12 protein-coding genes are annotated in these 13,127 nt (G+C 56.4%); 8 read left to right on the top strand and 4 right to left on the bottom strand.

Annotated features, from left to right (window positions below; all coding sequences use genetic code 11):
• The first annotated feature begins 109 nt into the window (after positions 1-109).
• From KI810_RS14555 to KI810_RS14535, 5 genes are all read left to right on the top strand, one after another.
• On the top strand, positions 110-529 hold the full coding sequence (locus tag KI810_RS14555; RefSeq protein ID WP_214176296.1) for a hypothetical protein: 420 nt from the start codon (positions 110-112) through the stop codon (positions 527-529).
• Between the two features lie 121 nt (positions 530-650).
• Positions 651-1,301 (top strand): YiaD family glycine zipper/OmpA-like lipoprotein, encoded by a 651-nt coding sequence (locus KI810_RS14550; protein ID WP_214176295.1) that lies wholly within the window; start codon positions 651-653, stop codon positions 1,299-1,301.
• A gap of 688 nt (positions 1,302-1,989) precedes the next feature.
• Entirely contained in the window at positions 1,990-3,384 is a 1,395-nt protein-coding gene (locus KI810_RS14545; RefSeq protein ID WP_214176294.1) for a hypothetical protein, read from the top strand.
• Between the two features lie 120 nt (positions 3,385-3,504).
• Entirely contained in the window at positions 3,505-4,902 is a 1,398-nt protein-coding gene (locus KI810_RS14540) for a DUF6035 family protein (RefSeq protein WP_214176293.1), read from the top strand.
• 333 nt (positions 4,903-5,235) lie between these two features.
• Entirely contained in the window at positions 5,236-6,828 is a 1,593-nt protein-coding gene (locus tag KI810_RS14535; RefSeq protein ID WP_214176292.1) for a Fic family protein, read from the top strand.
• Between the two features lie 425 nt (positions 6,829-7,253).
• On the opposite strand, the gene lpxC is transcribed toward KI810_RS14535, so the two are convergent.
• A complete protein-coding gene (gene lpxC / locus KI810_RS14530) occupies positions 7,254-8,081 on the bottom strand; it encodes a UDP-3-O-acyl-N-acetylglucosamine deacetylase (protein ID WP_214176291.1) in 828 nt (275 codons plus the stop codon).
• 63 nt (positions 8,082-8,144) lie between these two features.
• A complete protein-coding gene (locus KI810_RS14525) occupies positions 8,145-9,794 on the bottom strand; it encodes a fatty acid--CoA ligase (protein WP_214176290.1) in 1,650 nt (549 codons plus the stop codon).
• Positions 9,795-10,031: 237 nt separating this feature from the next.
• On the opposite strand from KI810_RS14525, the gene KI810_RS14520 reads away from it, so the two are divergent.
• Positions 10,032-10,238, top strand: a complete 207-nt coding sequence (locus KI810_RS14520) for a GSU3473 family protein (RefSeq protein ID WP_214176289.1) — start codon at positions 10,032-10,034, stop codon at positions 10,236-10,238.
• A 178-nt stretch (positions 10,239-10,416) separates the two neighbouring features.
• Here KI810_RS14520 and KI810_RS14515 read toward each other — a convergent pair whose 3' ends face one another.
• Both KI810_RS14515 and asnS read right to left on the bottom strand, forming a co-directional pair.
• Complete coding sequence (locus KI810_RS14515; RefSeq protein ID WP_214176288.1) at positions 10,417-10,692, bottom strand: hypothetical protein; 276 nt, start codon at positions 10,690-10,692, stop codon at positions 10,417-10,419.
• Between the two features lie 83 nt (positions 10,693-10,775).
• A complete protein-coding gene (asnS, locus tag KI810_RS14510; protein WP_214176287.1) occupies positions 10,776-12,161 on the bottom strand; it encodes an asparagine--tRNA ligase in 1,386 nt (461 codons plus the stop codon).
• Between the two features lie 122 nt (positions 12,162-12,283).
• On the opposite strand from asnS, the gene KI810_RS14505 reads away from it, so the two are divergent.
• Both KI810_RS14505 and KI810_RS14500 read left to right on the top strand, forming a co-directional pair.
• The gene (locus KI810_RS14505; RefSeq protein WP_343213513.1) at positions 12,284-12,667 is read left to right on the top strand and encodes a S41 family peptidase; all 384 of its coding nucleotides are present in this window, start codon (positions 12,284-12,286) and stop codon (positions 12,665-12,667) included.
• A 32-nt stretch (positions 12,668-12,699) separates the two neighbouring features.
• Entirely contained in the window at positions 12,700-13,077 is a 378-nt protein-coding gene (locus KI810_RS14500; RefSeq protein WP_214176286.1) for a glutaredoxin domain-containing protein, read from the top strand.
• The last annotated feature ends 50 nt before the right edge of the window (positions 13,078-13,127 follow it).

The raw sequence follows: 13,127 nt of genomic DNA, 5'->3' as shown, positions 1-13,127 counted from the left end.
CGGCCGACTCCGGTACCCGACATCGGGTTGCAGGCATGGCGATGTCCATGGCGAACCCCCATTCCTTCTGGTATCGTAGCAGCAAATATCCGGAACCGAGGGGGGCATCATGAAAACAATCAGGTTTTTCTTACTCGCGGGGATCTTTTTTCTGCTCACGGGATGCGGCGGCGAAGTGACGGTCACCGCGACGGTACCGTTACCCGATCCGGTGATCTATCCACCATCGATCACGGCGCTCCAGTTTCACAAGGATGCCGCGCAGAAGTTTATCGTCGGCACCATCGACTTTACCGCGCCCGACACCGATCTGGACACCATGACGGTCATCGTCTCCGATGGAGCAGGAAGGGAGGTCTCCCGAACCATCACCGACCTGCGGTCGTTCGCGGGATACACCGCCGGCACTATCTTCTTCAGCATCGACTACATCACCCTGTTCCCCGGCGGCTACACTTTTACCATCTATCTGACCGACTGGCGCGGATTGCTGTCCAACCCGGTTTACGGCACGTTTGCGGTACCCTGAAAACAGGAAAAAGATATCCGGGGAGATTTGCATAACCAACAATCCGGTGGTATACCTGTTTCAGTCAAGCAGTTCCCATCCGCCAGCAACAAGGCGGCAAAGCACATCAAGGAGAGACCGTATGCGTACGCAAATCTGCATGTTCATGATGCTCGCCACGCTGGCAGGGTGCGCCCAGCCAATGACCAAAACACAAAAAGGTGCCGCGATCGGTACCGGTGCCGGCGCTGCTGCAGGGGCAGCTCTGGGTCAGGCAATCGGCCGCGACACAGGTTCGACACTCATTGGCGCCGCTGTCGGTGCCGCAGTTGGGGGTGTTACCGGCGGATTCATCGGAAATTACATGGACAAGCAGGAAGAGGCCATGCGCCAGACCCTGTCCAATGTGGAAGGGGCAAATGTACAGCGCAATCTGGACACCCTGGCGGTAACCTTCAAATCAGACATCCTCTTCGCCGTCAATTCCTCGACACTCAAAGGTGGAGCCTTCGACGAGATATCCCGTGTCGCCAAGGTCCTCAACCAGTATCCCGAGACGCGCATGACCGTTGCCGGATACACCGACAGCACCGGCTCGGAGGAACTCAACCAGAAACTGTCCGAAAAGCGGGCGGAGAGCGTGAAGAATGCCCTGGTCGGCGAAGGGGTGAACCCCGCCCGCATCACCACCGTCGGTTACGGAGAAAGCAAACCGGTGGCAGACAACGACACCGAAGCAGGACGGCAGCTGAACCGCCGGGTTACCATCTTCATTACCCCGAACCAGCAGTAGAAACAGCGGAGAATCTTCTATCCTCTGACAATGCCCGTGGCACGGGAGCAGCGAGACACAAAAAAACCCCGTCCTTTCAAAGCAAGGCAGTGGCTAAACGTGTGGTAATGGATTTCGATTAAAAATGGCTCCCTTCGCTTCTGGAGGGAGCTATTTTTTTTCTGTCCCCTTGCTTACCCTTCCCTCTTTTCTCTGTATATGATAATCAAACAGACAAAAGGGGGATTTTTTTATGCCTGCGCCGACATCACCAACGTCAGCACCGAAAAAACCAAGTCGCAGACAGCGCGTTCCGCCCGCCAGCGAAGGAATCCAGGTGAACTTCTGCAAGAACCCGTCTTGCAGGAACTTTGGAGTGCCGGCCTTGGAGAACATCAAGGGCCTGACATTGCCTGCTACGCCGGGGGCGGCGACCGGTCGGCGGCACAGGGACAACTATACGGTTGGCAAAAGCAGTAAAGGCGGGCGCAAGATACTCCAAATGACGTGCAACATCTGCAAACAAAGGCCTCCCGTCAAGAGCAATAAAGGCGTCAACGAAGAGATCCAGCGCATGATAGCGTATTTGAAGCCGCCCAAATCGCCAGCCTGCAGGACAAAGGGATGCGCAACATACAACCTGCCCGTTGCTGACTGGAAATGGCTTTACACCTATCATGGAGCCACAAAAGGTAAGTCTGAGCGCTACATGTGCAAAGCCTGTCGCAAAACCTTTTCAATCAAGACAACGACGACAAAGCCCCAAAGCACGTCCTACAAGAACCTGCTGCTGTTCAAACTGATTGTCAACAAGATGCCATTCCAACGGATCTGCGAGGTCCTGGACATGGACATGCACACCCTCTACAGGAAAATCGATTTCCTGTACAAGCAGTGCCGCCTGTTCGCCGGCAACTACGAACGCAAGCTGATGGAGTTGAAGAAAGACCGTCTATATATCTCGCTGGATCGACAAGACCATGTAGTTAACTGGGCGAGCACCAACGACAAGCGCAACATCGTGCTAAATGCACTCGGCAGCGCCGACAACAAGTCAGGTTTTGTTTTCGGCATGCATCTGAATTTTGACCCTGGTTTCAGGTCCTCGGACATAGAAAAGAACGCAAGGCTGTGCAATGACGCAGATGTTCTGCCACCGTTCAGGAGGTTTGCCCGCTTCTGGCTGCCCTGCGACTACATCGAGTCCAAAGCATATGCCAAAGGACTCAAGGCGGCGACAAAGGGCAAGAAGCTCAAGGAGGCGCTCAAGGAGGACTATGATGCAGCCCAGGCCCGTGAAGACATCGAGGCCTACGAAGAGATGTCGTCCGCCGTCAAGCTACCCAACAACGGACTGCAGATCCACGCTGAGTACACCATGTACGGGCACATGCATTTCCTGCACAAGCTCCTGCCAAACGTGCGCAAGATACGGTTCTTCATAGAACGAGAACCGGGCCTTCGCGCCGCCTGCCTGGCGGCCTTCGCGGAAGAGGTCAAGAATGCCCGCTGTGACGTCTTTTTTGTGTCAATCAACAAGGACCTCAACGTCCACCAGCGGCAGAATCTGGTGCAGAGGGGCAAGCGCGACCTTGAAGATTTCAGGGACAAGAAGAAGCATCCGTTGGAGATATCCGATACCAGCCTGCGGCAGCTGCTGATTGAGGAAATGCTGGAAAACGGGGAGCTGCGAGAGATTGGCAACTTCAAGGATCAATGGCTGGACTACCCGGCGCCGCCAATGAACGAACCCGAGAAGCTGGTGTCCTGGCAGACCGACATGAAGGACAGGCGGTACAGCAGCTTTCATCTCGCCAGGCTGTACAGCAAGGCGTCGCTGCACGGCATCGACCGGTTCTTCATGCAGCTGCGCCGCCGTATTTCGCTTCTGGAGCGTCCAATCAAGACAAGCAGTGCCATGGGCAGGACCTGGTATGGCTACAGCCCCTACAAGCCGGAAAACATCGCCAAGGTCATCGAGATTTTCCGGGTGTTCTACAACTACGTCAAGGTGGGGGAGGACGGCAAGACGCCGGCCATGCGGCTCGGAATAGCCAAGGGGCCGGCGAAGGTGGAGGATATCATCTACTATCTGCCGAGATAATGCCGTCAGCTAGATGGTTCATGCGGTATTTCTGCTTTCGTGTTGGTGTTTTATGACGTAAGCTGTCTCTCGGTTGTGCTACACGGGAAGTGCAATTACTGGAGCATGGAGGGGCATAACGTGCAGACAGAGGAGATTGATAGCGTAACAGCCCCACTCATTGACGCAGTTATTCTCTGTGAAACCGGTGAGACCAAGCCTGCAAGCGACTTTCTGTTACTCGACCGCCGAGCCTGGGCCGAAATGCGGAGTGCCTACGAAGACGCCATCCTTGCGGAGCATCCGATTGCCCGCTGTGCGGCCTGCCATCGACCGGTAAAGCCACGGATGTCACCGCGTCGGCGCCGATTCTTTCGGCACTACCAAGGAGACGGGGACTGTCCCTACCAGACCTGCGATGGCCGGAACCAACGTCTCATTGACGCCATGCGCTACAATGGCTTGAAAGAAGGCGCCGACCATCAGCGCCTTAAAAAGCTTCTTAAAGAAAGCTTGCAGGCCGACCCGGAGGTCGCTCCGGACTCGCTCGCGGTTGAACAGCGCTGGTGGGGTGTTGTAGACGAATCCAAGTGGCGCACCCCCGACGTAACTGCTGTTCGCGATGGTATCCGGATCGCCTTCGAGGTTCAGCTATCGACCACCTTCCTCAATGTCATGCGAGAGCGGCACCAGTTCTACCGCGAGAACGGCGGCCTGCTCTTCTGGATATTTCGCGAGGCACAACAGGTGGACCCTCGCCAGATGCAGGATGATGTCTTCTTCACCAACAACAGCAACCTTTTCGTCGTTGATGACGAGACGCGAGAGCTGTCCCAGAAGCACTGCTGCCTAACTCTACGCTGTTTCTATCTGGAGCCACAGCTTGACGGTCCAGAACTGTGGCGCGAACGACTGATAACTTTTCCCGAATTGACAATCGACCTGCCGCGCCAACGGGTATTCTACTTTGACAACGAGGCGGCCAGGGCTGCCGTAGTCGCAATGCAGGAGGCGCGAGCACGGGAGCTGTTACGGGAGCAGTTCATCGACTTCTGGCTCACCTATGACGCCATCCCTGATGAGGCCCGCCATGACGCCTGTCAGCGCCTTATAAACAAACTGGCTGATGCAGGTATTATTGTTCAATCAGAACCGACACGGGATCTTCTGCGCTTTGCCTGGCTGTGTTTGTCAGCGCAAGCAGGCCACCCGGTTGGCTTTGGACACAAGACGCTGCTTGAGGTTGCCAACTACGCCATGGACAACTGCCCGGAACTCGTTCACTACTTCCTCACTGTGGCCAACCGCGCTGGAACCATATCCGTCTTGCTTGCCCAGGATGATGCGGCAGGGACCAAAAGGCGCCGACAGGGAAAGCCGCATGACCCATGGCGTGAACGTATATCACGGTTCAGAGCGAGTTACCAACTCGCGCGCCGCCGTGAATCCGGTCCATACCCTATCGACCAAAGCTTTGGCATCCTCTTCAACCTTCTTTTTCCCTCCGATATAGCTTTGGTGGCATCACAAGATGAATAATATGTCTTGACCGGCCACGACATTTAAAGTAGACATTCTTGTAACAATCTTTCTACGATCCCTGAGATCGCTCTCTGACGGAAACGTACCGACCAGAATTCGGAAACGCCCTCCAGCTCATCAACAACACTCCCACCAACACAGCACTAACGCCCATTTTCTGCTGTTTGAGACGCCAACTCGCCGTTAACGTTTTTCATGCAAAGCACACTTTAGTTAACGTTTTTCACGATTAGTTAACGTTTTTCACGGTTGACGCTATTGACTTAACGTTTTTCATGGCACATTATTGTTTTCATTGGTACGCATGAAACAAAAAAGAAAGGAGGATTCATGGTTACGCACAAGGCACACCGGCACCGTTTCCCAGGACCCGTGAAGATTTTTCACGAACTGGTGCTGCCGGAAACGGCGACACCAGCTGGTTACGCTGCTCTCATTGATGCATATGGCCTGCGGGCGCCACTGCCACTGACGCTCGCTGCAACAGGCGAGCGCCACATTGTAAGGACTGAATCTGGGTGGCATATCTTTACTCCGCGCCACGCTCCGGAACCCAACCTGGAAGCGCATCTTACTTTCGCGCTGAAACATGAGGGCCTCGACCTAGCTGTTCTTAAGCATCTCTTTGTGGCAGTTGGTGCCGCAGAGATAGAAGCTATTGTGCGTGCAAAGCCCACCGGAAGGTACTCCCGGCGCATCTGGTTCCTTTATGAATGGCTTCTCGGCAGCCGATTGGATCTTCCAGACGCCACAAACGGGCCGTATGAGCCGGTAGTGGACCCTAAACTCCAATGGGCAATCTCAGGAGAGGCTTCGCATCGGCACCGTGTTAAAAACAATCTGCCTGGCACGCCAGGCTTTTGTCCATTGGTATTTCGGACAAAAGCACTCGATAACTTCGCTGCAATGAACCTTGCAAGCCGCGCACAAGAAGTTGTGGCAGATGTGCCAAAGGATATTCTTGCAAGGACCGCAGCGTTTCTTCTGCTGAAAGACTCAAGGTCTAGTTTTGCCATTGAAGGGGAAAGCCCCTCGCATGATCGCATCAGGCGTTGGGGCCGCGCTATAGGCGAGTCTGGAAGGCGACCGCTCGAACTGGAAGAACTCCTGCGACTACAAGCAATTGTCATTGGTGAGGAGCGCTTTGTGCGCCTGGGATTGCGCAAGGAAGGCGGATTTGTCGGCGAGCATGACCGGGATGCCCGCACCCCTATCCCTGACCATATCAGTGCAAAGCCGCAGGACCTTCAGTCGTTGGTAAACGGTATGGTTGCTTTCGATCGTGGAGCAGCGTTGAGCCTTGACGCGGTAATCGCCGCCGCCGTGCTTGCTTTTGGGTTTGTGTACGCCCACCCATTTATGGATGGGAATGGCCGTATCCATCGTTATCTCATCCATCATGTCCTCGCTCAGCGTGGCTTTAATCCTGCCGGCGTCGTATTTCCGGTTTCAGCGTCAATCCTCGCACGAATAGCCGAGTACCGAGCCGCCCTCGAAAGCTATTCTGTCCGGCTATTGCCCATGATTGAATGGCAACCTACAAAGGACGGGAATGTACAGGTACTGAACGAAACTGCTGACTTCTATCGGTACTTTGATGCCACACCTCATGCCGAGTTCCTTTACAATTGCGTCAGACAGACAATCGAGGAAGACCTGCCACGCGAGACTGAGTTTTTGAAACGTTACGATCAGTTTCGTACCAGCATAGAAACCATTCTCGAAATGCCAACTCGCACAATCGACCAGTTATTTCGCTTTCTTCACCAAAATGCTGGGCACCTCTCAAAGCGTGCGCGAGGAAAGGAATTCCGCTTATTGAAGGAAGACGAAGTCGCTGCCGTCGAGGCTGCTTACTTTGCGTCTTTCACCGCAGCGACAATCGAGAGACCGAGACAAAAACAAACTGGCCGGAAGAAATAGTAACGAGAGCCTCCCTCGTCTACGCTTTGCTCGATTGGGGGGCTTGCTGGTCCGTGACAAACAGACAAAAATGCCCGTGCGTTACGCACGGGCATTTTTTTGGGTTACGGATGTTTTGCAGGGCACCAGGTTATACCGCGTGCCCGTGTCACGTTTAGAGTAATTATTTGTGACTCGTTAAACATGTTGACGATTCTCAGAAAAGATATCTTCCCCGGAAATCTTGTGCCTCGTGACCATTCAGTATATCATCGCCAATAATCCGTAGACTCCCTGTTCACAAGGCAAAACAAAACCCCCGGCCTGAAAAGGTCGGGGGTGATGGGTCTACATTAGCAATTTTTTACCACACGTTTAGCCACCGGCTTGCTTTCAAAGGTCGGGGTTTTCTGTTGATACCAGGTGGCAATTGAGGCGGGCCTTGTTCAGTAGATCGCGTAATTGTCCGGGTCGGAGAATATCTCTCTGAGCAGCAGATTGTTGAGGTAATGGCCCGTCTTGTGCGCCTCCACCCGCCCCAGCATGCGGTAGCCGCAGGTATAGAAATCACCGATCAGGTCGAGGATCTTGTGGTTCACGAGCTCCTTCTTGTAGCGGAGCCCCTGGGGATTGACGATGGAGTCCTCTCCGATCGCCACGGCATTGTCAAGCGACGCCCCCTTGGCCAGGCCAGCCTTCTGGATCGCCTCCAGTTCCTCGAGAAAACCGAAGGTACGGGAGTTGATGATGGAGATGGCGTTTTCCACATCCATGACCCGCTTTTTCTGCCGTCCCACCGGGGGCCGGAACTCGATGGTCATGGTGATGTCGAACGTATTGAGAGGTTTGACCTTGACATAGGCATCGTTGTTCCGGACCTCTACCGGGCGCAGCACCTTGAGGTAGACACCGGTCTCGGGAAACTCGTAGACCCCCGCCCGCCAGAGTTCATGGTAAAACTCCCAGGCGGAGCCGTCCATGATCGGCACCTCTGGTCCGTCAATATAGACCAAACAGTTGGTGATGCCGGAGAAGTAAAATGCCGCCATCAGATGCTCGATGGTTGCAACCGACGACCCGTTTTCGGCGATCTGGGTCGAGAGCCTCGTGTCGGCGACTTTGTCATACCGGGCAGGGATGAGACAGCCCTTATGCACAAAGGCGATACCGGGCTCCCGTCGGGGGAGAAACTCAAGGGTGACTTCCCGGCCGGTATGGAGGCCGATGCCGGCCAGCTTGAAGATACGGTTGATGGTTGTCTGTCGTTTTATCATGATTGTCTATGGTATCCTGTGTCCCGGGCCTTGTTCCCCCGAATCCTCTATGGTTGATGCTCTTCAGGCCAGATACTTCTCCCGCAGGGCAACCTTGTTGATCTTGCCGACACTCGTCTTGTCAATGGCCTCGACGAAACGGACGCGAAGGAGGACCACCTGCTTGGATATCAACCCCTTGTCCGCATATCCCCGCATATGAAGCAGGATAGCCTTTTCCGTTACCGGGGCCGTGGCGCCGGCCTTGGGAACCACCAACGCCAGGGGACGCTCCCCCCACTTCTCGTCGGGTTGGCCGATAACGGCAACTTCGCCGACCGCCGGGTGATGGAGGAGAATGTCCTCCAGTTCCAGGGAGGAAAGCCACTCGCCGGCAACCTTGATGACATCCTTGGTCCGGTCGGTAATCTTGACGTACCCCTGGTGGTCGATGGTAGCGACATCGTTCGTATGGAGATAGCCACCCTCCCAGAGTTTCTCCGAGTTCTTGTGGTCCTTGAGGTATCCCTGGGTAAGCCAGGGGGCACGGACCACGATCTCGCCGGTGCTTCGGCCATCCCGGGAGACGTTCTCCATACCGTCGCTTACCACCCTCAGGTCCACCAACGGCAAGGGAAGACCGGTCTTGCAGCGGATGTCGGCCTGCACCTCCGGCGACTCATCCAGCATTTCGGGCTTAAGATGGGCAAGGGTGAGAATCGGGCAGGTCTCCGACATGCCATAACCGGTGAACAGGTCGATCCCCAGCTGCATGGCTTCGAGACAGAGCGCCCTGGTCATGACCGCACCGCCGATGATCACCTTCCAGCGGGAAAGGTCGATCGTGCGGCTCAGGGGGGATTTGAGGAGCATGTGGAGGATGGTCGGCACGCAGTGGGAAAAGGTGACCTTCTCCCGGTCGATGAGCTCCAGCAGATGGTCGGGCATGTACCGGCCGGGGTAGACCTGCTTGAGTCCCATGGTCGTCGCTATGTAAGGGAGTCCCCACGCATGGACGTGGAACATGGGGGTGATCGGCATATAGACATCGTCCCGGTGGAGGCGCCCCTGCACCGCCGGCGTACTCAAGGCGGCAAGAACTCCCAGGGTATGGAGCACCAGCTGGCGATGGCTGAAATAGACCCCCTTGGGGAAGCCGGTGGTTCCCGTGGTGTAGAAAGTGGTGGCGCGGGTGTTCTCGTCGAAATCGGGGAAGAGGTAGTCGGTCGAGGCGGCGGCAAGGAGTGATTCGTACTCGCCGGAAAAGGTCAGGTGACTGTCGGGCACGGGACCATCGTCATGGAGCAGCACGTAATCCTTCACCGTGTCGATACGCCCCCTGATCTGGTCGAGGATGGGGAGAAACTCACTGTTGAGCAGCAGGACATCGTCCTCGGCATGATCGATGGTGTAGAGTATCTGCTCCGGCGACAGCCGGACATTGATGGTGTGCAGGACAGCGCCGATCATCGGCACGGCGAAGAAGCATTCCAGGTAACGATGGCTGTCCCAGTCCATGACCGCCACCGTATCCCCCGCCTTCACGCCGAGAGAGGTGAGGGCGCTTGCCAGCCGGCGGACTCTTTCGGCAAACTCCCGGTAGGAAAAACGGCGGTCACCCCGGTAGACGATCTCCTGGTCGGGGGCACTCACCAATGGCGCCTGCAGGAGGTTCTTGATAAGAAGCGGATAGCTGTATGCCGAATCGGTGCTCTGAATAAGGCTGTCCTTCATGGATAGCTCCTTTGAAATTGAGTCGGATGACCGCCGGAGGCCGCTTGACAGGTTAGAATACCCCGAATCGGCAAATTTGAGAACAAAAATTTACCGGTTCTCCCCCCATCGGTAAAATACGATATGCCTTCAAATCACCCCTACGGCAAAAATTGCGTGCTGACAAACGGCATTAATCGACTATAATAGAAGAGCACCGTAACGTCCTAACAAACACCTGCAAAAGGGGGATATGCCATGTTGATTCGGGTAGTTCGTACCGACAGTCGCCACGACATGGTCAAGGAGTACCAGTTGGATGACCTGATCGACAGGGGAGAGATCGTTAAATTTCAGCGTTCCAGCGGCTGGGTGACCATCGGCGTCGATCCGGTCCGGAAACGCCGACAGGCCGTTCATCGCGACCAGGAACGTCGCCGGCAGCCTCAACAAGGGGCGGCCTGACGTCTGCACGGTCGCTCTTGGCAAAGCATGATGCTCCCACCGGAATCAGTGGATGTCGGTGATTCCGTGACGTTCAGCCTTGTTCTTCAGCGTCTGCCTGCCCCCCGTACGAGTAACGGCCCCATCCATAAGGAACGGGGCCGTTTTTGCGTCACCATCACATTGTCACTAACCCTGTTCACATCCTGGACGGCTGCTCCGTATTGCAGTATTTGCAGACCGTATTCCGCCACTTGAGAAATTCCCGGCAATTGGGGCATTGGCGGTAGTGGCCGGACACCTCCCGGAGCGGCTTGTGAAACAGGATGACCATCAGTGTCGGAGGAAAGAAGAAACAGAGCAGAAACCAGCCAATCAGGTTGCGCCCCTTGGTCCAGGCAAGCCATCCCCCCGCCAGCCCCGGCAAGCCAAAAAACAGAAAAATCACGACAATCTGCACCATCGTATCGCCCATTGTATGAGTCCTTTCGTCAACAGCTGTAGCATCTAGTACCTAGAGCGGCCGGAATGCTTCATTCCTGACAAAGCAGCACAAAGTCAGAACTCCGCGTGGCGCGGCGTCCGGGGAAACGGCATCACGTCCCGGATGTTTTCCATCCCCGTCAGATACATGATGAGCCGTTCGAAGCCGAGGCCGAAACCGGCATGGGGGCATGAACCCCAGCGACGGGAATCCAGGTACCACCAGAGGCCGGCAGGGGCGATCCCCGCTTCGGACATCCTTGCCTCAAGGAGATCGAGCCGCTCCTCCCGCTGGCTTCCGCCAATGATCTCCCCCACTTTGGGGACCAGCAGGTCCATGGCTGCCACGGTCCGCCCGTCGTCGTTCTGCCGCATGTAGAATGCCTTGATCTCTTTGGGATAGTTGATGATGAATACCGGCCCACCCACCACCCGCTCGGTGAGATAGCGCTCGTGCTCCGACTGGAGGTCGAGCCCCCACTCCACCGGGAATTCGAAGGCGACCGGCGCTTTTTTCAGGTGGGTGATGGCTTCGGTATACTCCATCATGGCAAAGGGGGTCGACGCCACCCCTTCGATACGCGAAAGGAGCCCCCGGTCCACATGCTCGTTGAAAAAGGCCATATCCTCCCGGCAATGGTCAAGCACAAAGCGGCAGAGGTACCGGAAAAACTCTTCTGCAAGCGCCGCATCGGCCATCAGGTCGGCAAAGGCCATCTCCGGCTCGATCATCCAGAATTCGGCGGCGTGGCGGGCAGTGTTGGAATTTTCCGCCCGGAAGGTGGGACCGAAGGTGTAGATGTCGCCGAAGGCGAGGGCAAACAGTTCCCCTTCCAACTGGCCGCTCACCGTGAGCCCCGTCGCCTGGCCGAAAAAGTCAGCGGCATAATCCACCGCGCCGTTCACCAGCGGTGGCCGCGCCATGTCGAGGGTGGTGACCCGGAACAGTTCCCCCGCCCCCTCGCAGTCGTTTCCCGTGATGATGGGGGTATGGACATAGAGGAATCCCTTGTCGGCAAAAAAGCGGTGCACCGCCTGGGCAAGCATGGAACGGACCCGGAACACGGCACCGAAGGTATTGGTGCGGGGGCGGAGATGGGCCACCGTCCGCAGGTACTCGAAGCTGTGACGTTTCTTCTGCATCGGGTAGCTCTCGTCGGCCGGGCCGACAATCTCCACGGTTCGTGCCTGCAGTTCGAACCGCTGGCCTGCGGCCGGCGACTCCACCAGCAGGCCGGTCACCGCCACCGCACTGCCGGTGCCGAGGCGGGCCACGTCGGCATAGTTGGAAAGCTCCGGCCCTGCCACCACCTGCAGGCTGGACATGCACGAACCGTCGTTGAGGGCGATGAAGGTCACATCTTTCCCCACCCTCACCGTCCGCGCCCACCCCTTGACAACCGCCTCCACTCCCGCTTCGCTGGCAGAAAGTATCTCCCTGATTCTTGTCCGTTTCCCCATCCGGCTCATCCCCCTGAGTGGCATCTGGCGGTAATTCTAGCACAGCAGGCGCCCCGCGCCAAAGCATAGTTGGGGAATTGATTTATTTTGACCTCCCCCCACCCATGGGGTATAGTTTTTTCGTGTCCGCGCTGAGATTATGCATATACTCCCTCTGCTTCTGCCTTGCCCTGCTGGCACCGGCCCTTGCCGGCAATTCAGGCCGCAACTTCGGCGGGGTCGGCATCGACGGCGACCCGTGGGCCGATGGCCAGATCGTGGTCAAGCAACTCGTTGCCGGCGGACCGGCCCATCTGGCAGGGATGCAGGTCGGTGACATCATCACCCATATCGACGGCAAACCGACCAGGGGGAGCAATTTTTCGCAGATGGTCAATTACCGCCTGCGGGGCCAGGCCGGCACCAAGGTGGTTCTCCGGGTCCGACGGCCGGGGACCTCTAGACCGCTCATCTTTGAACTCACTCGCCGCCAGTTGGTACTCCCCAAAGGGGGAAAATCACCGTAGCGTCCCACTAACCATGTCCATGGAGGCCCGTCATGTCCGGATCGATCCGTTTCATCGCCATCGCCGTCTTTTGTACCCTCACCTTCGCCGGGTTCGCCGCTGCGGCGGCTGATGCACCCCAAAGCCCCCTCAAGCCCACGGCCCAGGCCACGAGCTACCCCAAAATAGTGCTCTACTCCACCTCCTGGTGCCCCCACTGCAAGCAGGCCAAAGAATACTTCACGAAGAACAACATCCCCTTCATCAACCGTGACGTGGAACTGGACGACGCGGCGATGGAGGACCTCACGAAAAAATACCGGAGCCAGGGGGTGCCGGTCCTCGTCATCGGCAATGATGAAAAGATACTCAAAGGGTTTAATCAGGGAACTTTCGAGAAGGCAGTCAAAGAGGTACAGCAGAAGAAATAGCGCGGCTGGTGATCCGCCGGTTCAGAACTCAAAAGGGAGCCAGACAGGCT

This window comes from Geomobilimonas luticola, from assembly GCF_018476905.1.
In the GTDB taxonomy this organism is placed as follows: Bacteria; Desulfobacterota; Desulfuromonadia; order Geobacterales; family Geobacteraceae; genus Geomobilimonas; species Geomobilimonas luticola.
Note: the sequence above shows the minus strand (reverse complement) of the source record. Positions and strands in the feature narration are given on the sequence as shown.

Bases quoted from the DNA above. Each gene is read 5' to 3' on its own strand.
- KI810_RS14555 (WP_214176296.1), top strand. From the start codon at position 110: ATGAAAACAATCAGGTTTTTCTTACTCGCGGGGATCTTTTTTCTGCTC.
- KI810_RS14550 (WP_214176295.1), top strand. From the start codon at position 651: ATGCGTACGCAAATCTGCATGTTCATGATGCTCGCCACGCTGGCAGGG.
- KI810_RS14545 (WP_214176294.1), top strand. From the start codon at position 1,990: ATGTGCAAAGCCTGTCGCAAAACCTTTTCAATCAAGACAACGACGACA.
- KI810_RS14535 (WP_214176292.1), top strand. From the start codon at position 5,236: ATGGTTACGCACAAGGCACACCGGCACCGTTTCCCAGGACCCGTGAAG.
- lpxC (WP_214176291.1), bottom strand. From the start codon at position 8,081: ATGATAAAACGACAGACAACCATCAACCGTATCTTCAAGCTGGCCGGC.
- KI810_RS14525 (WP_214176290.1), bottom strand. From the start codon at position 9,794: ATGAAGGACAGCCTTATTCAGAGCACCGATTCGGCATACAGCTATCCG.
- KI810_RS14520 (WP_214176289.1), top strand. From the start codon at position 10,032: ATGTTGATTCGGGTAGTTCGTACCGACAGTCGCCACGACATGGTCAAG.
- KI810_RS14515 (WP_214176288.1), bottom strand. From the start codon at position 10,692: ATGGGCGATACGATGGTGCAGATTGTCGTGATTTTTCTGTTTTTTGGC.
- asnS (WP_214176287.1), bottom strand. From the start codon at position 12,161: ATGGGGAAACGGACAAGAATCAGGGAGATACTTTCTGCCAGCGAAGCG.
- KI810_RS14500 (WP_214176286.1), top strand. From the start codon at position 12,700: ATGTCCGGATCGATCCGTTTCATCGCCATCGCCGTCTTTTGTACCCTC.